Origin of the sequence: Paraburkholderia madseniana, assembly GCF_009690905.1 — a bacterium.
Classification (GTDB): Bacteria; Pseudomonadota; Gammaproteobacteria; order Burkholderiales; family Burkholderiaceae; genus Paraburkholderia; species Paraburkholderia madseniana.
This window is the reverse complement of the sequence record NZ_VOSW01000060.1, coordinates 46,134-64,687: the sequence shown is the minus strand read 5'-3', so window position 1 is coordinate 64,687 and position 18,554 is coordinate 46,134. Positions and strand designations below refer to the sequence as shown.

Here is an 18,554-nt window from a genome sequence, read left to right as displayed (position 1 = left end):
GGGCGCTGATCGTGTGGCTGAACTACGCGGCCTGGCTGCATATGCGCCTGATGAAGGGCCTGCGCGGCGCGGTGGCGGCATGGTGGGCACTGACTGGCCTGCTGGTGACGACCTTCGCCTTCCTCGGCGTCAACATGTTCCTGTCGGGGCTGCATAGCTACGGCAAGCTGTAAAAGAATGCCGGAGCGCCCGGACCCTTCGCCCGAAGCTCCGGCTTGGCGGCGCGTGGTTCGACGGGCGACACCCACTGCGGGTCCCTACCCATTCCCTTGGGCGAGCATTCCTACTTTATCCCTCTGCCAATCCGCGCGAGAATGAAGTCAGGGGTCCGGATAGACCCCGATCTACGGTCAGCGAGGTCGCCATGAGACGCATATATTTTTTGCTGCCGAGCACGCAATGTGCGCGGATGATTGTTGACGAGCTTCTGGTGAGGCGAGTCGACTGGCGGCATATTCACGTGATTGCCAACCATAATGTACGGCTCGACGATTTGCCGGAGGCCACACTTGCGCAGAGCAGCGACTTGCTTCACGCACTGACGCGAGGTACGGCGGCGGGTTGCGCGACCGGTATGTTGACGGGCCTGGTTGCATTGGCTTATCCGCCGGCGGGCCTGACCATTGCGGGCGGCGTTGTCGTTGCGCTCACGCTCGCGGGCGCCGGGTTTGGCGCATGGACGGCGACGATGATCGGCGTCGATGTACCGAATACGCGGCTGAAACGTTTCGAAGCGGCGATCGAGCGGGGTGAACTGCTGATGATGATCGATGTCCCAAAGGATCGCGTCGAGGAAATTGAAAAGATGATCAAGCTTCACCACGCGGAGGCCGAGATCCGGGGAACGGAGCCGACCATTCCCGCATTTCCGTAATCTGTTCCCGGACCCGGCAACAGTACGACGAGGCCGGCGCCTGGTCACGCCCGGATGTCATCGATATGGGCGCCGGCTTGCCGTCGGCGCGCGCAACGGTTAACCGGCTGCGAGCATGCGCCGATAGCGCTCCAGAACCCGCGGCACGTAAGCGCGCGTTTCCCGCAGGGAGGGCACGCGATAGCCGGCCCGAATCACGGCATTTTCCCCAGCGTTGTACGCGGCCACGGTGAGTTCGACATCGTCCTTGAAGAGATCGAGAAGGAAGCGCAGATAGCGCGCTCCGGTCAGCACGTTGTCGCGCGGATTGAGCATGTCTCCACCGGCAAAGCGCCGTGCTGTCTCCGGCATGACCTGCATCAGTCCTTGCGCACCTTTGTCTGAAACCGCCTTCGGGTTGTATCGGGATTCGACGTCGATCACCGCGCGCAAGAGTTCGGGCTGAACGCGAAAGGTGCGGCTTGCTTCGTCGATCACATCGGCGAACCGCGACGCGTCGCCGCTCCCGGACGACGATGCTTGTGCACGCTTCGCATCGCGTTCGGAAGGCGGATCGCCGGCAACGATGACGGCCATCCCTGCTTTGCCAGGTACGTTGGTCAGGACGATTGCACCGTTACTCGCAACCGCTCCAAAAATCTCTGCGCGTGCATCCCCCGGTGATGCCATGCCAAGCATCGCGCATGCGATGAGGATCGCATGTCCTGGTCCGGATGAAAGGCTATAGCGCATGGTCGTGTTCCCCCGCATCTCAATTGTGGTGTTGAGGAAAGCGCATCTGCAATGGGGCACCTCCCTACACTTTGAGACGCAAAACGGACGGGTCGGGGGCTGTACAAAATCGTTACGTTCGTAACGCCCGGTAACCGTTGAAAATCAGGTGCCGTACGACCCGGCATACACGTTGAAGGGGAATATTCCTGATTCGAACTGGCAATCGGTAAGTATTGTCCCGTTGCCCAATTCGGCGCGTAATGTCTACTCCATCGGTATTGCTACTAATCTCGCGTCCGGGGGAAATTTGTTCAAATTTGAAACATACACGTCGCTATCCTCGACCATTTCAAACGTCGTACGAATTTCACATACTGATCCATGCTGGCTCGCAGAGACATGGCGCGAACCTTGCGACGGGCAGACGCATGCAGCGTGGCTGCATAGCAAGTGAAAGTTAGGAATTCGAAGGTAGGGGATGTAAAAAAGACGAGACATGCGGTGGGCGCCGTTTAACGGCTGCACAGCCTTGTCGCGACCGGTTCCTGGCTGCCAGGGGTAAAAACATGAATACCAAATGCCGCGTCTTGATCGCCGAAGACCACGATCTGCTACGAAACGGTCTGCGCTCGATGCTTTCGGCGCAAGGGGGCTATGACGTCATCGGTGAAGCGAGGGACGGCAAGGAAGCCTGTCAAATGGCGATGACGCTGAATCCCGATCTGATGCTGATGGATCTGTCGATGCGAGGCATGAACGGAATCGATGCCAGCGCGGCGATCAAACGACGATCGCCGAACATACGAATCGTGGTGCTCACGGTTCACCAGAGCGAAGAGTATGTGCGTGAGGCACTGCGCGCCGGCGTCGAGGGTTACGTGCTGAAAGATGTCTCGTTCGATGAACTCCTGGTCGCCATGCGCATGGTGATGCAGGGGAAGAAACATCTGAGCGCCGACGTGTACGGGTACATGGTCGACTCGTTCGTCACGGGCCGCGAAGTGCATGCGCCAAAGAAGGCGTGGGACGTCCTGACGGCGCGGGAGCGCAGTGTGCTGAAGCTGATCGCCGAAGGGCGTACCAACCGGCAGGTCGGGCAGTACCTGAATCTCAGCCCGAAGACGATCGAGAAGTATCGAGCCAGCATGATGCACAAGCTCAATATCGCCAATCTGACGGAACTGGTCCTGGTCGCCATCAGCATGGGCCTGCTGACTTCTCTGGCCGAGAAGTGCTCCGAGCCGAACGTTGACGATACGCCTGTCCGCTTGCAGGCCGAGCCGGATCGACCGCCGGAGTCGCCTGAATACTCGGGAGAGCCCAAGTACGGGCTGGGCGGGGCCTGCTGAGCGCGAACGGAACTTGCGCTAGGCGGTCCATGCCGCCGAGACCAGCGTTCCGCTCGTACCGAACGACTGGATTGAAAACTTGCCGCCGTGCGACTCGACCCGGTGTTGCATGCCGATGAGGCCAAGCCCGGTTGTGCAGGCGTCTTCTGTCGACAGCGGACGGTTTTCGTAGCCGATGCCGTTGTCCAGAATCGTCATCAAGAGGCCGCCCGCAATGCGCCGGAAACCGAGCGTGACTTCCGTGGCCGCTGCATGCTTGACGGTGTTGTTCAACGCTTCCTGGGCGAGCCTGAATATGTCGGCCTTCAGATGCTCCGGCACGTCCTCGTCGCCGACGTCGCAGTTGAACACAACTGAGACGTTTTCGGCGCCGTGCTCGATGCGCCGGCATAGTGAACCCAGTGCGCCGGGCAAGCCGAGCTGATCGAGCATCAGCGGACGCAGTTCGCCGCATATCTGCCTCACGTCGCCGATCGTCTCGCGGATTCTGAGCACGGTTGCATCCAGCAACTGGGCCGCGTCGTCGACCTGCCCGCGGCGTATCCGAATCAGCGCGTCCTCAGCCATCAGCTTGACGAGCGTCAATGCTTGCCCGAGACCGTCGTGCAGTTCCGCCGCAAGGCGCTGACGTTCTTTCTGTTGACCCATCGTTAGATACGTCAGATGGTCCCGCGCACTCGCATCGGGCAAACGCGTGGCATTCGCAAGTTCGGGGCCGGAGATCAGCGGCTCCTCAAAAAGCGTCAGCAACGCACTGCGCCCGGTCTCGCCGGTGGGGACCGACTGCTGGTGCAACATGAGCTGGATCGGGTGGCCGGTGCGGCCGCTGAGTACCGCAGGAAAGGAGTGAAATTCTCGATGAGCGCTCACGGACAATTCGCTCGCGAGCGGCGCCCAAAAGCTGTTCGGCGCCATGTCGGCGAGTTGCTTGCCGACCAGGTCGGCATTCGAGTAGCCGAGGAGGGCCGCCGCAGTGCGGTTCGCCGACAGGAACGTTCCATCTGACGTGAGAATGGCAAGTGCCGCGCCGCGCGCATCGGTGACGTTGGCGGTAGCTGGTTTGTGGGTCCGGGCCGCAATGCAAAGCTTGCGCATGGCCTCGATCAGGTCGGCCAGCTTCATCTGCAATCCCGTGGGCTCGTTTGCATCCATTGGAGATCCCGATGCGTTTTCTTAAGGAAACCTTAAGGCTATAAGTAATTGTAGGCCTCGACTAACCCTCGCTGCAACCGGGCAAGTACTGAGTCGCGATGTGGGGACACCCCGGCTGAACGAGGCGGGTTTTCCCGCTGGCGGACATGCCCTACCGTGCTTTGGGGGCTCTCATCCAATGACGCTCGCGCACAAATTCATGAGACTGAATATGCACGGTGGCGCGCCTTTCATGCGCTCACGCGGGTATCGACGCCGTGTTCATGATACTTCTGGAGCCAGCGATGAGAACGACCAACGTAGTCCTGATCGGCGCGGTTCTGCTAGCCGGCGCCGGACTGGCAGGTCCCGCGGCATGGTGCGCGTCTGCCGCAGATGCCGCCGATGGCGCCGACGCGCATATGCATCATCACATGATGTCGGGCACCATGCGCTCAACCGTCGACTATACGCTGCCGCCGGTGAAGCTGGTCAGGGACGACGGTAAGACGGTCTCGTTGATCGATGAACTGAACGACGGCCGGCCGGTGATCCTGACTTTCATCTACACCACCTGCACCACCATTTGCCCCATGGTCAGCCAGACGCTCGAGAAGTTGCAAAGCGAGTTGGGCGGCGAGCGGGACAAGGTGCACATCGTGTCGATCTCGATCGATCCTGAGCAGGACACCCCGGCACGCCTTAGAACGTACGCAGCCCGATTCGACGCGGGTCCGGAGTGGCAGCACTACACCGGCACCGTCGAGGCGAGCATTACGACGCAACGCGCCTTCAACGTCTATCGGGGCGACAAGATGAATCACACGCCGGTTGCATTCGTGCGATCGGCGCCCGGAAAGCCGTGGCTGCGCATCGACGGCTTCGCGACGCCAGCGGAACTGCTGAGCGCCTACCATGACGCCGTTGCGTCCAACTAACCGCGCACGGTGCTGTCAGGAGCGACGAAATTGGCTAAACAGCATCGTGTGCTGATTGCGGAGGATCAGCATCTTTTGCGCAGCGGCCTTTGTCGCATGGTGTCCGAACTATGCGACTACGTCATCGTTGGTGAGGCGTGCGACGGACTCGAAGCATACCGGCTAGCGATCGCGACGCTGCCCGATCTCATCCTGATGGACCTGTCGATGCCGGGCGGAAGCGGTTTCGAGGCGATCGCCGCAATCAAGCGCCGCGCGCCGCGGATCCGCATCATTGTCCTCACCGTTCACCGCAGCGAAGAACACGTGCGAGAGTCGTTTGCCGCGGGCGCCGACGGCTATGTGATCAAGGACGCGTCTTTCGAAGACCTGGTCGGCGAGATGCGGCTTGTCATGCAGGGCAGGCACAACACGAGTCTCGACGTTCTCGGCCGCTGTGCCGATTCGCTGCACCTCGTTGCGGGTACCCCGCAAAAAGCACACCTCTGGGATGCGTTGACCGGCCGTGAGCGGTCAGTGCTGCGACTCGTTGTCGAGGGGCACACCAATCGGCAGGTCGGCGAGCACCTGAGGCTCAGTCCGAAAACGATCGAAAAGCATCGTGCGAGTCTGATGCGCAAGCTGGGCATCACGAACGTGACAGGTCTTGTGCGCATCGCAATCGACATGGGTGTGCTGACGCTGCCGGACGAAGAACGCGTGCATCACCCCTCCGCATAAGCGCGGCGCAACTGGAGGGTCTTTACCCATGTCTTTGGACGGCTCTCCCTACTTCTTGCCCGTATCGACCTGAACAAGAATGCATTCAACGGCTTCGGCAATGCCGAAGCGGTGGGTCGATACAGGGGGGAGCTGTGCACACTGAATTGTCCGCTATCAAGCCCGGCATGCCCGGGCGTCCGTGGCAGTGCGTCCGCCTCGAAAAGGGCGCGCGACGTAGCCGCGGTTTCACGCTGCTCGAGCTGCTCGTGGTGATGGTCATCATCGGCTTGCTGGCAGGTCTCGTTGCTCCCCGATATTTCGAACAGGTCGGCAAGTCGAATACGAAGATCGCGCGCGCGCAGATCGTCTCGCTGGGGCAGGCGCTCGATCAATACCGGCTGGATGTCGGGTCTTATCCGTCGACCGAAGAAGGGCTGCAGGCGCTCATCGCCAAACCGCAGGATGCGGCGCATTGGAGCGGGCCGTATCTGGCGAAGGCGGTGCCGGTCGATCCGTGGGATCGCCCGTACCAGTATCGTTCGCCGGGTGAGCACGGCGACTACGATCTGTTTTCGCTTGGCAAGGATGGACGAGGCGGTGGCATCGGTGAGAACACGACCGTCTCGTCGTGGTAACGGTGCGCCGCGCGGTTGCCGCGACGCTGGGCCGGTAGTGGGTGGTTTGCAAGGAGAGTCGACGTGAAGTACGTGCTGCGTGTTTTCGATACCAGTGGTGCGGTCCAGACGCTTCGCATCGATAGCGATTCTTCGTCGACTGCTGCGTCGCTTGCACGCGCCCGCGGTCTTCGCGTCGTATCGGTTCGCGCCGACGCCGCGCGGCGGCACTACCGGAAGAACTGGGCGGCGCTGCCCGGCGCCAGGTTCAACGTCGAACTGTTCGCGCGCGAACTCGCGGCATTGCTCGATGCAGGCGTCGGCGTTGTCGACGCATTGCGCACGCTTGGCGGCAATGAGCGCCGCGAGGCTTCGGCGCAGGTGTACCGGGAGCTGTTGCGGCTACTGGAAGAGGGGCAGTCACTCTCCGCGGCGCTCGAGCACGCGAGTCACATCTTTCCACCGGTGCTGGTCGCCTGCGTGAAAGCCAGCGAGCAAACCGGCGGCCTCGCGGATAGCTTGACCCGCTATTCGCGCAATAGCGCGATGCTTCACGAACTGCGCGGCCGGGTGGTGTCGGCAGCGATCTATCCATCTGTTCTGTTGCTGGTGGGCGCGGCGGTCGTGCTGTTCCTGCTGGGCTTCGTCGTGCCGAGGTTCGCGACCTTGCTTGAACACAGCGGGCGCGAACTCCCGCTGCTCTCGCGCTTGCTGATCGCCTGGGGCAGCATGGTGCACGCCCACGGGGCGGAGTTGAGCGTCAGCCTTGCCGTGCTGGCGGTGGGGGCCGGGTTCGCGCTGCGCCGGCCGGCGGTCCGGACCTGGATCACCGATCGCATGCTTGCCCTGCCCGGCATCGGGCAACACTTCCGTGTCTTTCGCCAGTCGCAGTTTTATCGCACGACCGCCATGCTGGTCGACGGCGGTATTCCCGCCGTGCGCGCGTTCGATCTTGCGCATGGGCTGGTCGGCCGCGCGGACCAGGCCGCACTCGCAGAGGCCCTCCAGCAGGTGCGCAACGGCACAAAGATCTCCGACGCGTTTCAGCAGGGTGGACTCGCCAACCCGATTTCCTACCGGCTCCTGACGGTGGCGGAGAAGACCGGTGGTCTTGGGCCTGTTCTCGACAGAATCGCTGCGTTTCAGGAGGCACAGGTGTCCCGCACGATTGATCTGATCTCGCGTTTGATCGAACCCGCGATGATGATTTTTATCGGTGTGGTGATCGGTGGAATTGTCGTGCTGATGTACATGCCGATTTTCGAAATCGCATCGAGCATTCAATAGACCTTCCTGGAGAAAAGACGTGGATTCCGTCAGCACAACTCTGGCAAGCCTCAATGTCGAACCGCGTGCCGAACCGCGTGTCGAGCTGCGCGACGCACTGCGAACGCTCGGCGAGCGGCATGGTTCCGGCATTCGTGCGCTGGAGGAGTTGATGACGCAGACGGCGCTGAGCGCGGACGAGATGCGCGCCCAGTTGGCCGAGCAATTTCGCATGAAGCCGATCAGCATGCGCGAGTTGAACCAGTACGAGCCCGATTTCGACGTGATGTCGTTCGTCGAAGCGACGACTCGCCTGTGTGTGTGCTTTCGCGAGGCAAGCGGCGCAAATGGTACAAGCGGCACAAACAGTGGCAACGGTCTTCTGTTCGTCATCGCCGATCCGCTCGACGCGCGCACGCGAGGCTGCGTCGAACACCGCATGCGCTCACGGCCGACCGTGCCGTACGGCTGGGCGCTCGCGAGCGCGGGAGACATCAGCGCGTATCTGGCCGTGCGCGAAAAAGACGTGCGGGCGATGGATTCGCTCGCGTTCGACGACCCGATCCAGAGTGCAGTCGATCCGTCTTCGCTTGCGTTGACGCTGCAGGGCATCAGCAGTGACGACAGCCCGGTGGTGAGGCTGCTCAACTCGACGATCTATGACGCGCTGAAGATGATGGCAAGCGACATCCACCTCGAATGCCGTGCCAGCGGTTTGATGATCAAGTGCCGCGTGGACGGCGTGCTGACTGTGGTCCGCCGGGTGGAAGGCCGCGATGTCGCCGACCAGGTCCTGTCGCGCGTGAAGGTGATTTCCGAACTTGATATTGCCGAGCGCCGCGTTCCGCAGGACGGGCGTTTCAAGGCGCAGTACGCGGGACGTGACATCGATTTCCGCGTGTCGATCATGCCGAACCAGTTCGGCGAGGACGCGGTGCTGCGGATCCTTGACCGCTATCAGCTCTCGCAGGCTTCCGGCGGCCTGACGCTCGAGGCACTGGGTTTTCAGCAGGCCGATACACGCTTCATGCGTTCGGTCGCCTCGATGCCGTATGGAATGCTGCTCGTGACCGGGCCGACCGGCAGCGGCAAGACGACGACGCTCTACGCGATTCTTACTGAAATCAACAACGGCCTTGAAAAGATCGTGACGATCGAGGACCCGGTCGAATATCAGTTGGGCGACATCCTGCAGATTCCGGTCAACGAAGCGAAGGGGCTGACGTTCGCGCGCGGACTGCGGTCGATTTTGCGGCATGACCCCGACAAGATCATGGTCGGCGAAATCCGCGATCCGGAAACCGCGCAAATCGCCGTGCAGGCAGCGCTGACCGGTCACCAGGTGTTCACCACCGTGCACGCGAACAACGTGTTCGACGTGATCGGCCGCTTCACGAACATGGAGGTCGATCCGTACAGCTTCGTGTCCGCGCTCAACGGCGTCGTCGCCCAGCGTCTCTTGCGGCAGTGCTGCCCGGATTGCACAACCGATGAGACGGTCGACGCGGACACGCTGGTCCGTTCAGGCATCGATCCGGATACCGCCGGCAGTTATTTGTTTCATCGCGGCACGGGCTGCGCGGCGTGCCGCGGCAGCGGGTACCGCGGACGCCGCGCGATCGCGGAAGCTTTGCGCATGAACGACGAGTTGCGGCAACTGTTGTCGGAGCGCGCGCCGCTTGGAGCTATCAAGGCGGCAGCGATGCGCTACGGCATGCAGTCGCTGCGTACCGCCGCGGTCGAACTGGTGAAGCGCGGCGAAACGACTCTCGAGGAGATTAACCGTGTCACGATGGTTGAATAGTCCGCTTGCAATCGGAGTCGGCACACGCGAGATTGTCGTCGGTGCACGCATGCCCCGGCTGTCGCGCCTGCGCAAACCGGCATCTGCCGCCGAGCCTGCCAGCGTTGCGATTCCAGAGGCGCAGTGCTGCACCGAACCGGGCGCACTCGATGCGCTGCGCACAGCGCTTGCCGACACGCTCATCGCCACGCCCGCGGCGGATGCCGCGTCAGTGCAGCAGGAGGTTGTGCAGAAGCGCAGCGCAACCATCGTGCTGGATGATTTCTGGGGCAATCACGCGATCTTGCGCGGCGATTTCCGCGCGCTGCGCGCGCGCGAACTCGAAGAGATCGCCTTAGCCTATTTCACCGATACCTACGGGATTGACGGCGCGTCGCTGGTGGTGCGGTTCAGTGTGCAGCGCGGCGGTCGGGCTCTGTTTGCCAGCGCGATGTCGCGCGAACTGCTTGACGGTATCCACGACGTGAGCGCGGCCGAACATGTCGGGATTGGCCGCTTGACGCTCTGCCTTCCGGAGATGCTCAACCGCGTCGGCGATGCAGCCGAGGGCGGTGAGGCGCTGCTGCTGTTCGTCGCGGACGAGCAGATGCAGGCGGTCATGATCGAGCAGAATCGCTGGGTCGCCTACGACACACAGCGCCTGTTTCCGGGTGATGCGGGCGACGCGTCCCGGCTGGCCGAACTGGCCGAGCAGTTGTTCGAACGCTCGGCGACGCGGGCGAGCCTGAAGCACGAAGACTGCAAGATCCATCTCTTCGGGGTCGAGACCGAACTGGCGCCGTTCGAAGCGCGTTTTGCGGCGGCAATCCGGCAGACGCCGGCAACGGACCGCTCGCCTGCGCATCGGCTGATGGAGTGTGCACAATGATCCCGCGCCTTGACCTCGACTTCAGTGGGCGCCGCGCCACCCCCGCGGCGGGCGGCCTGATCCTGCTGTGCGCCGCTGCCGTGCTGTTGCTCGCAAGCGGCGCGCGGCTCTGGCAAGCGCACGCGGAAAACGATCGCGCGCAGGCGCAACTGGAGGCCGTCCGGCAGCAGACAATGGCAAGCCGGCATTTGCTGAAGGCGCCGCTGACGCCGGCCGCCAGGCTCGCGGAAAAGCAGAGTCAGTCGGTTCTGCGGGAACTGACCGTGCCGTGGCAGGACCTCTTCTCGATCGTCGAAGACTATCCGGATCACGATGTCGCGCTGATCGGCATCGATCAGAACCCCGCGCAAAGCCAGATCCGTATCACGGCCGAGGCGAAGAACTTCGACGCGATGATCGCGTACCTGAAGTATCTGCAGAGCAGCGTTCTGCTGCGGGAAGCCGTGCTCAACGATCACCTGATCGAGACGAACGTGCCGGGCAAACCGGTGCGTTTCCAGATCACTGCCGTCTGGAGGAAGTCATGAAAGCGGACCAGCTACAGGACATGCTGTTGACGCTGCGCTTCGAGATGCGGCGCGCGTTCGGCCTGCCGGGACTGCTCGGCGCGCTGGTGATCGGCGCGGCCGCCATCGTGTGCGCCTCAACTCCCAGTGTGGACGCCGGGACGCGCGACATGCACGAGATGCAGGATCCTGCGCGCGTCGCGCGGACGGCGAACGCGCATCACCGTGCCGGCGAGCGCAGCGAGCCGGCGGATGCGGTTGCGCTCGATACCTTGCCGGGACTGTTCCCGGGTTTCACGCAAAGCGCGAGCGATATCGCGGTGATATTCGCGCAGGCTCGCGACAGCAATCTGACGCTCGGCTCCGCCGAATATCAGGTGACGACCGAAGCCGGTGCGCCCTTTACGCGGTATCAGGTGCTGTTGCCTGTCAAGGATCAGTACAGCGCGATCCGGCATTTTCTCGCGGCAGTCCTGAACAACGTGCCCAATGCGGCGCTACAGGCGATCCACGTCGAACGTCCTGCGGTCGACGGCAACATTCTCGATGCGCGGGTCCGCTTCGAACTCATCTATCGGACGGCGCAGCCATGAACCTCGCTCTGGTCAAACGCGTTCGAACTCATCTATCGGACGGCGCAGCTTTGAACCTCGCTCTGGTCAAACGCGTTCGAGCTCATCTACCGGACAGCGCAGCCGTGAAACCCGCTCTGGTCAAACGCGTGTTGCTGACGTTCTGCGCGATCGCCGCCGTGGGGCTCGGATATCGCGTGCAGGTGGCGGCGACCCAGACGCCGACGGTGCTTGCCGCGCTCCACGGCGCGAGGCATGACGACATGCAGGCGCGGCCGGCTTCCGTTCATCTCCAGTCCACCACATCGGCCGCGTCCGCAGCTACACACGCAACTACGCACGCAGTTGCGCCGGCCCCGGTTCCTGCGTCGCACGTCGGCGCCGCCAACGCGAAGCCGACGATAGCGGCGACGCCACGCGCAAGGCTGATCTCCCTGCGCGCGCCTCTGTCCGTCGAATCGACCAACAATCCGTTCGCCGCCTCTTCGTGGCTTCCGCCGCCGCCTCCTGTCGAGGTGCCGGTCGTACCGGAGGTGCGAGCACCGGCGCCGACTGCGCCACCCGTGCCTTTCACGTACGTGGGCGAGCTGGATGCGAAAGCGGCCAAGCCGCAGGTATTTCTTAGCAACGGCGAGCGGTTGCTGATTGTTTCACCGGGCGAAGTTGTCGATGACCAGTACCGCGTCGAGTCGGTTTCGGAATCCGACGTGGTGCTGACCTATCTACCGCTTAACCAGACGCAGTCCGTATCCATACCAAGAGAGGCAAAGTAGATGACAACCTCACGCACACGGGGTGCGGGCCGCAATGGGGACAGCGGCCCAGCGAACCATCTCTTGCCACTTGTCCCGTTCCGTGCTCAGCGCAGGCCAATCGCGGGGGTCGCGAGAAAGCGTGCGCTCGCGGTCGCTATCTCCATGCTTGCCGTCAGTGGTTGCGTGCAAATGCCGATCCTGCATGACACTCCAACCGGCGCCGAGGCGAAACTCAACTATCTGCACGACCGCAATGATCAGGTCAACGCGCTACTCGATCAGGCCGACCAGTTTCGTCAGAGCTACCAGTTCGATGCCGCGATCCAGAAGCTTTATGCGGCAAGCCAGATCGATCCGACCAACGAACGCGGCCGCAAGATCGGCGCGCTGATCGACCAGGACCGCCGGGATCTCGCAACCCTGCAGGAAGCGGACCGCATGATGCAGCGCGGTTCGTTTGGGCCGGCGTCCGATCGCGTGCACCGCGTATTGCTGACGAATCCGACCAATGCGCTCGCGTTGCAGATGCAAAAGGAAATCGACGACAAGATTCGGCAGCAACGCGCGGACAAGGAAGAGCAGCGTGCCGCATCGTCGATCATGCGTACCCCGATCACACTGCAGTTTCGCGATGCCAATGTGCGCATGGTCTTCGAAGCGTTGTCGCGCACTTCGGGATTGAACGTCATCTTCGACCGCGACGTTCGTGCGGACCTGAAGACGACCATCTTCGTGACGAACGCGTCGCTGCAGGATACGGTCGATATGATCCTGATGCAGAATCAGCTCGACAAGAAGCAACTCAACGCGAATACGCTTTTCATCTACCCGGCGACGCCGGCCAAGCAGCTTGAATATCAGGAATTGAAGGTACGCACGTTTCAGTTGTCGAATGTCGACGCCAAACAGATCCAGTCGCTGCTGAAGAGCCTGCTGAAGATCAAGGAAGTCGTGATCGACGAGCGCGCGAACACCGTGACGATCCGCGGCACCCCGGACACCATCAAGGTTGCCGAAGAGATGATCGCCGCGCAGGACTTGCCAGAACCGGAGGTGATGCTGGAAGTCGAGGTGCTGGAGGTATCGCACGAACGCCTGTCCAATCTCGGGATCGAATGGCCGAACTCGTTCTCGGTGTCGACACCGTCCACGGCGGACACATGGGGCGCATTGCACCATCTTCCCATCAATGCGCTGAATGTCAGCGGCCTCTCCGCGACGGCGAACTTCAAGCTTACGGATACCGACGCGAATTTGCTGGCGAGTCCACGCATCCGGACGCGTAACAAGGAGAAGGCCCGGATCCTGATCGGCGACAAGTTGCCGGTGATTTCGAGTTCCAGCACGCCCAGCACGAGCGGTCCGTCGTACACGCAAATGATTCAGTACATCGATGTCGGTATCAAGCTCGAAGTGGAGCCGCAGGTCTATCGGGATGGCGATGTCGGCATCAAACTGAATCTCGAAGTCAGCAATATCACCAATACGATCCAGAGCGGCAATTCGCAAACAGGTCTGAGCTCGCTCGCCTATCAGATAGGAACGCGTAGCGCGTCGACAAGCCTGCGTCTGAGAGACGGTGAAAGTCAGATTCTCGGCGGGCTGATTTCGGATCAGGACCGCAGGTCGGCCGACAAGGTGCCCGGCCTCGGGCAGTTGCCTGTGCTCGGGCGCCTGTTCTCGGACCACAACGGCGACCATGTGAAGACGGAGATCGTGTTGCAGATCACGCCGCACATTGTCCGGCCGCAGCTCGCGGCTGACGTGGACACGCAGGAGGTCTGGTCCGGCACCGACGTCAATGTGCACGCCGACCAGCTTCGGCTCGATCCCGTCATGGCCGCCGCAGCGGTGCCCGGAGCGCCTGCTGTAAAGCCGCTGCCCGGCAGCGTAGGCGGTGGCACGACAGGTGGCAAGTCCGCTCAAGCCGGCGCAGCGGCGAACAGTTCGGCGACGGTGCCCGCGACCGGTTCGTTTGGGCAACTGCCGCCACCGCCGCGCACGACGCCGCCACCCGCACCCTACGGAGGACGCTTTGCGCCGCAATCGACCGCGCCGGCGCCGGTGCCGGTTCCCAATGCGCCGCCGGCAGCGGAGCAGGCGGGAGGCGAGGCCGAGCCGGGCGCTGGGGCGAATGCGGCGCCGGCGGCCACCCAGCCGCCCGCGCCTGCCCCGGCGGCACCCGCACCGGCACCCACGCCCCCTCCGTCGATCCTGCAGATGCCGCCGGGTGACATGCCGACCGAGAACCCGCTTCGCTCGATTCAAAACGGGTATTGAGGCGTGGCCATGCCGAAGAACACGGTCCACTCGGGTAGCGCAAGCCGGCTCGATCAGCGTGGGTTCACGTTGATCGAGCTGGTGATCACGCTCGCGCTCGTGTCCATCCTGGCGCTCGCGATCATGCCGTTCTCCGAACTGATCGTGCAGCGTCAGAAGGAACAGCAGTTGAGCGCCGCGTTGCGCGAGATTCGCACGGCACTCGACGCCTACAAGGATTCGAGCGACGCGGGGTTGATCGACAAGGAGGCAGAGGCGTCCGGCTATCCGGCGTCGCTGACCGTACTCGTGACAGGCGTACCCAATGCGAAGGATCCGAAAGGCAGTCTGTTGATGTTCCTTCGCCACGTGCCACGGGATCCGTTTTTTTCCGGCGATCCGGAAACGGCCGCGGAAGACACCTGGAACGTGCGGTCCTATGGGGTGCCGCCGGATCAGGTCGGTGCCGATGCGCCGTCGGGAAACGATCAGGCCGGCAAGGATGTGTTCGACGTGTCGTCGAAATCCGATCGCGCCGGCATCAACGGCGTGCCGTACAAACAATGGTGACGGTGCATCATGAAACCCGCTTATACGCGCAGATCCCGCGGTTTTACGCTGATCGAACTGGTTGTCGTGATGGCGATCATTGGCCTGCTTCTGACGATCGCGCTGCCGCGCTATATGCACAGCATCGAACGCGGCAAGGAGCAGGTCCGGCAGCAGAACGTCGCGGTGATGCGCGATGCGATCGATAAATACTACGGCGACAACGGCCAGTACCCGGATACGCTCGAAGAACTGGTGACGAAGCACTATCTGCGGGCGGTTCCAACCGATCCGGTCAACGGCGACGACAAGTGGGCGGTGATCGCCTCGCCCGATGAAACCAAGACGGGCGTGTACGACGTCGTGCCGGCGAGTAGTCCGCAGGGCACGCCTGCCGACCCAGCAGGAGCAGGCAAGTGAGTCGCGGCGCTTGCTCAGTGCGAGGCGGCGCGCGTATTCCGTCGGCATCGAAGCGGGCTGCGTGGCGCCGAACCAGGCCTTGCGCCGCGCGCCAGCGTGGACTCGTGCTGCTGGCGCTATTGATCGCGCTGACGCTGATGTCGATCGCGTTGGCGGGCGCGCTCGATGTCTGGTCGTTGGAACGGCGGCGCGAGCAGGAGAAACAACTGTTGTTCGTGGGTGACCAGTACCGGCAGGCGATTGTGCGGTATTACCGCGTCGGCCGCGTCTATCCGGCGTCGGTCGACGATCTGCTGGACGACGCGCGCTTTCCGGTTCCGATGCATCATCTGCGTCAGGCATACCCGGATCCGGTCACTGGCAAGACCGATTGGCTCTTCTTGCGGCAGGGCGATCGCTTTTATGGCGTGTACAGCAGCTCGGAGGCGCCGACGATCAAGCGCGCGGAGTTTCCGCGGCGATATGCAGACTTCGAGACGGAGCAGACTTACGGCGGGTGGAAATTCGTCTATCTTGCACCGGGGCTGCGCAACACGCCCACCAATGCTGTTACCCCAGCGCCTGGTCGTCCGGTGCAGACCTTTAGTCCACAAAACGGTATGGGACGCGTTCCGTCGAGACTGACTCGATAGTTGATGAGACGCTCGAAGCGAAGCAGCCGGCGCCGCAGCGGCTTTGTCATGCGGGCAGTCTGGCGTGGATGCGGCGGCAGCGCTGGAAGTGGCGGGGTGGCGCAAGACATCTTTAGATCAACGCGGGGGCCTGAAAAACCGCCGCCTTAAAAGAAAAACGCCCCGCAGGGCGTTTTCCAGAACCTCGGGGACAGCAAGGAACTCGCGCTCCTCACCGACAAGGCAAAACTCGCTTAGAACTTGTGACGCAGGCCTGCGCGAACTGCCAGTTGCGTGCTTGCGCCTGCCACCGGCAGGAAGCTGCTCGTGCTGGAGCCGATCTGCGCTTGCAGACCGGTATTCTTCGACGTCTTGCCCGCAGCAGCCTGATAGACGCCCAGCAGGTACACGTCGGTGCGCTTGCTCAGTGCGTAGTCGACGCTGGCGTCGATCTGATTCCAGTGACCGTTGGTCTGATCCTTGGACTGCATGTACGTGTAGCCCAGCGCGCCCGTCAGTGCCGGCGTGAATGCGTACTTGCCGCCTGCTTCGTACGCGTTGAACGTCGTCATGTGACCGGTAATCTGCTCGATGTTCGTGTGCGTCCAGAGAGCCCACATCGTTGCCGCGCCGATCGAGTACTTGGTGCCGACGCCGACCGTGGACAGGTCCTTCGCCGTACCGCTGATCGCCGAGTTTGCGAGCGTCGTCGAGAAGGTGGTCGGCGATGCCGAACCCGGGTAGCGGATGTCCGTGTACGCAGCGCCGATGCCGAACGGGCCGTTCGCATAGTTCACGCCAAAGCTGTAAACCGACGATGAACCGCTTGCGCCCGGCGCGCCAGCAAATGCACCAGCCTGGTTCGAGAAGCCGTACATGCCGCCGAAGGTCAGGCCCGCGAAGTTCGCGCTGGTGAACTTGACCGCGTTGCTGACGCGGCTCGACGTGAGCTGGTCGACATCGTTGATGTGATAGCCGTAGTTACCAGCGACGGTCTGGCTGCCGTTGGTGTACACGCCACCCAGAAAGTCGGTCGAGAACGAGTATTGGCGACCGAACGTGAGCGTGCCGATGCCGTTCTGCGACAGACCGACGTATGCCTGACGGCCGAACAGCGAGCTGCCCTGGCCGAGCGCGCCGGTGCCGGAGTTAAAGCCGTTTTCCAACGTGAACAGCGCCTTCAGGCCATTGCCGAGGTCTTCAGAACCGCGCAGGCCCCAACGGCTGGCTTGGGCGACACCGTCGCCGTATTGATAGAGCTTCTGGCCTTGAGGGCCAGCATGGTTGACATAGGTGAAACCGGCATCGATCAAGCCATACAGCGTGACGCTGCTTTGTGCGTGTGCGGCGGTGGCGAAGACGGCGAGCGTAGCGGCGGCCAATACTTTCTTGTTCAAGACTTTCTCCGATTAAAAATTAAGCGATCACCACGCCGTACTCTTTGGTAAGGTCGTGCGATGGCCCGAAATTTAAGGGAACGCAGAGTAAGGTATGTGACAGCTTTGCTTATTTTTGTAATCTGTCGCGCCGGCGCGACACTCACATAGCGTTGCCAGTTGAAATCAAGCAAGGCACGCCGCTCATAAGCTTTTTCCAGATCGTGCATATAAGCGTGTGAAAAACGATTGGTTTTCGGGGGCATCGGGGGCATGCGACGATCCGCACCTACCAATCAAAATCGCTTGTGGGGAAACGCATGCAACGCCGCAAAATCATCCAGAATCTGCTCGCTATCGCCGCCGTTTCGCTTACGGCAACGTTTGCGCATGCCGACGACAAACAACTGAAGATCGGCACGATGAGCGGCCCGGACGCACAAATCTGGTCGGTCGTGACCAAAGTGGCCGCGCGCGAAGGGCTGAATGTGAAGGTCATCGAATTCAACGACTACGTGCAGCCGAACGCGGCGCTCGACTCCGGTGACCTCGACGCCAACGGTTTCCAGCACCAGCCGTTTCTCGATAGCCAGATCAAGCAGCGTGGCTACAAGATCGTCAACGTCGGCCTGACCTACGTTTCGCCGATGGGCTTCTATTCGAAGAAACTCAAGTCACTGAAGGACTTGCCGGAAGGCGCGAAGGTCGGCATCCAGAACGATCCGTCGAATGGCAACCGCGCGCTGCTGCTGCTGCAGAAGTACGGCGTGATCAAACTGAAGCCGGGCGTCGGCACGAACGGCGTCAATGCCACGCCGCTCGACGTCGCCGAGAATCCGAAGAAGATCAAGCTGGTGGAGCTCGACGCCGCGCAATTGCCGCGCTCGCTCGACGACCTCGACGCGGCGTCGATCAACACGGACTACGCGGTGAAGGCCGGCTTGCAGCCGACGAAAGACGCGATCGCGATCGAGGACCTCAAAGGTCCGTACGCGAATCTGATCGCCGTGCGCGCGCAGGATCGCGACAAGCCGTGGGTCAAGAAGCTGGTCGCGGCGTACGAGTCGGATGAAGTGCGCAAGTACATCGACACGCAGTTCAAAGGCGCGATCATTCCGGCTTTCTGAGCGCTTTTATAGGCGGCTTTCCGGCCGCCTTTGAGCACTCCGCTCTTTCGCAACAGACCCGTAAACGCAAAACACCCGCAGAAATAGCGGGCGTTTTGCTTGGCAGACACAGCTTCCGC

At 62.1% G+C, this 18,554-nt stretch carries 20 protein-coding genes; 17 read left to right on the top strand and 3 right to left on the bottom strand.

Annotated elements, in window-relative coordinates; translation table 11 throughout:
- Together ccsA and FSO04_RS28360 are read left to right on the top strand one after the other, a co-directional pair.
- On the top strand, positions 1-173 hold a 173-nt coding region (gene ccsA / locus FSO04_RS28365), incomplete at its 5' end, for a cytochrome c biogenesis protein CcsA (protein WP_166618199.1).
- Between the two features lie 191 nt (positions 174-364).
- Positions 365-874, top strand: coding sequence for a DUF1269 domain-containing protein (locus tag FSO04_RS28360; RefSeq protein WP_154564741.1), 510 nt, complete (start codon positions 365-367; stop codon positions 872-874).
- A 99-nt stretch (positions 875-973) separates the two neighbouring features.
- Here FSO04_RS28360 and FSO04_RS28355 read toward each other — a convergent pair whose 3' ends face one another.
- Positions 974-1,552, bottom strand: coding sequence for a lytic transglycosylase domain-containing protein (locus FSO04_RS28355; protein WP_233465009.1), 579 nt, complete (start codon positions 1,550-1,552; stop codon positions 974-976).
- Positions 1,553-2,154: 602 nt separating this feature from the next.
- Between FSO04_RS28355 and FSO04_RS28350 the strand changes: the two genes are divergently transcribed.
- On the top strand, positions 2,155-2,937 hold the full coding sequence (locus FSO04_RS28350) for a response regulator (protein WP_154564737.1): 783 nt from the start codon (positions 2,155-2,157) through the stop codon (positions 2,935-2,937).
- A gap of 18 nt (positions 2,938-2,955) precedes the next feature.
- Here FSO04_RS28350 and FSO04_RS28345 read toward each other — a convergent pair whose 3' ends face one another.
- Positions 2,956-4,089, bottom strand: coding sequence for a sensor histidine kinase (locus FSO04_RS28345; RefSeq protein ID WP_154564735.1), 1,134 nt, complete (start codon positions 4,087-4,089; stop codon positions 2,956-2,958).
- Positions 4,090-4,373: 284 nt separating this feature from the next.
- Here FSO04_RS28345 and FSO04_RS28340 point away from each other — a divergent pair, with 284 nt between their 5' ends.
- The 13 genes from FSO04_RS28340 to FSO04_RS28280 all read left to right on the top strand — a co-directional run bounded on the left by FSO04_RS28340 (position 4,374) and on the right by FSO04_RS28280 (position 15,953).
- Positions 4,374-5,006 carry an SCO family protein gene (locus FSO04_RS28340; RefSeq protein WP_154564733.1) on the top strand — a complete coding sequence of 211 codons (633 nt, stop codon included), beginning with the start codon at positions 4,374-4,376 and terminating at the stop codon, positions 5,004-5,006.
- 30 nt (positions 5,007-5,036) lie between these two features.
- Entirely contained in the window at positions 5,037-5,726 is a 690-nt protein-coding gene (locus tag FSO04_RS28335; RefSeq protein WP_154564731.1) for a response regulator, read from the top strand.
- 167 nt (positions 5,727-5,893) lie between these two features.
- On the top strand, positions 5,894-6,343 hold the full coding sequence (gspG, locus tag FSO04_RS28330) for a type II secretion system major pseudopilin GspG (RefSeq protein WP_154564753.1): 450 nt from the start codon (positions 5,894-5,896) through the stop codon (positions 6,341-6,343).
- 63 nt (positions 6,344-6,406) lie between these two features.
- On the top strand, positions 6,407-7,609 hold the full coding sequence (locus FSO04_RS28325; protein WP_168435876.1) for a type II secretion system F family protein: 1,203 nt from the start codon (positions 6,407-6,409) through the stop codon (positions 7,607-7,609).
- A 151-nt stretch (positions 7,610-7,760) separates the two neighbouring features.
- On the top strand, positions 7,761-9,392 hold the full coding sequence (locus tag FSO04_RS28320) for a GspE/PulE family protein (protein WP_233465008.1): 1,632 nt from the start codon (positions 7,761-7,763) through the stop codon (positions 9,390-9,392).
- A 226-nt stretch (positions 9,393-9,618) separates the two neighbouring features.
- Positions 9,619-10,260 (top strand): hypothetical protein, encoded by a 642-nt coding sequence (locus tag FSO04_RS28315; RefSeq protein WP_233465005.1) that lies wholly within the window; start codon positions 9,619-9,621, stop codon positions 10,258-10,260.
- Complete coding sequence (locus tag FSO04_RS28310; protein WP_154564727.1) at positions 10,257-10,787, top strand: hypothetical protein; 531 nt, start codon at positions 10,257-10,259, stop codon at positions 10,785-10,787. The genes FSO04_RS28315 and FSO04_RS28310 overlap by 4 nt, the downstream gene beginning before the upstream one ends.
- Positions 10,784-11,359: a hypothetical protein gene (locus FSO04_RS28305; RefSeq protein WP_154564725.1), complete on the top strand. Its 576-nt coding sequence runs from the start codon at positions 10,784-10,786 to the stop codon at positions 11,357-11,359. The genes FSO04_RS28310 and FSO04_RS28305 overlap by 4 nt, the downstream gene beginning before the upstream one ends.
- A 104-nt stretch (positions 11,360-11,463) precedes the next feature.
- On the top strand, positions 11,464-12,111 hold the full coding sequence (locus FSO04_RS28300) for a hypothetical protein (RefSeq protein WP_168435874.1): 648 nt from the start codon (positions 11,464-11,466) through the stop codon (positions 12,109-12,111).
- A 171-nt stretch (positions 12,112-12,282) separates the two neighbouring features.
- On the top strand, positions 12,283-14,373 hold the full coding sequence (locus FSO04_RS28295; RefSeq protein ID WP_233465004.1) for a secretin N-terminal domain-containing protein: 2,091 nt from the start codon (positions 12,283-12,285) through the stop codon (positions 14,371-14,373).
- A 9-nt stretch (positions 14,374-14,382) separates the two neighbouring features.
- Positions 14,383-14,922, top strand: coding sequence for a type II secretion system protein (locus FSO04_RS28290; RefSeq protein WP_154564721.1), 540 nt, complete (start codon positions 14,383-14,385; stop codon positions 14,920-14,922).
- Positions 14,923-14,931: 9 nt separating this feature from the next.
- Positions 14,932-15,321, top strand: coding sequence for a type IV pilin protein (locus FSO04_RS28285; RefSeq protein ID WP_154564719.1), 390 nt, complete (start codon positions 14,932-14,934; stop codon positions 15,319-15,321).
- A 35-nt stretch (positions 15,322-15,356) separates the two neighbouring features.
- Positions 15,357-15,953, top strand: a complete 597-nt coding sequence (locus FSO04_RS28280) for a type II secretion system protein (protein ID WP_168435877.1) — start codon at positions 15,357-15,359, stop codon at positions 15,951-15,953.
- Positions 15,954-16,186: 233 nt separating this feature from the next.
- Here FSO04_RS28280 and FSO04_RS28275 read toward each other — a convergent pair whose 3' ends face one another.
- A complete protein-coding gene (locus FSO04_RS28275; RefSeq protein WP_154564717.1) occupies positions 16,187-17,329 on the bottom strand; it encodes a porin in 1,143 nt (380 codons plus the stop codon).
- 299 nt (positions 17,330-17,628) lie between these two features.
- Here FSO04_RS28275 and FSO04_RS28270 point away from each other — a divergent pair, with 299 nt between their 5' ends.
- Positions 17,629-18,435 carry a MetQ/NlpA family ABC transporter substrate-binding protein gene (locus tag FSO04_RS28270; protein WP_154564715.1) on the top strand — a complete coding sequence of 269 codons (807 nt, stop codon included), beginning with the start codon at positions 17,629-17,631 and terminating at the stop codon, positions 18,433-18,435.
- Positions 18,436-18,554 lie beyond the last annotated feature (119 nt).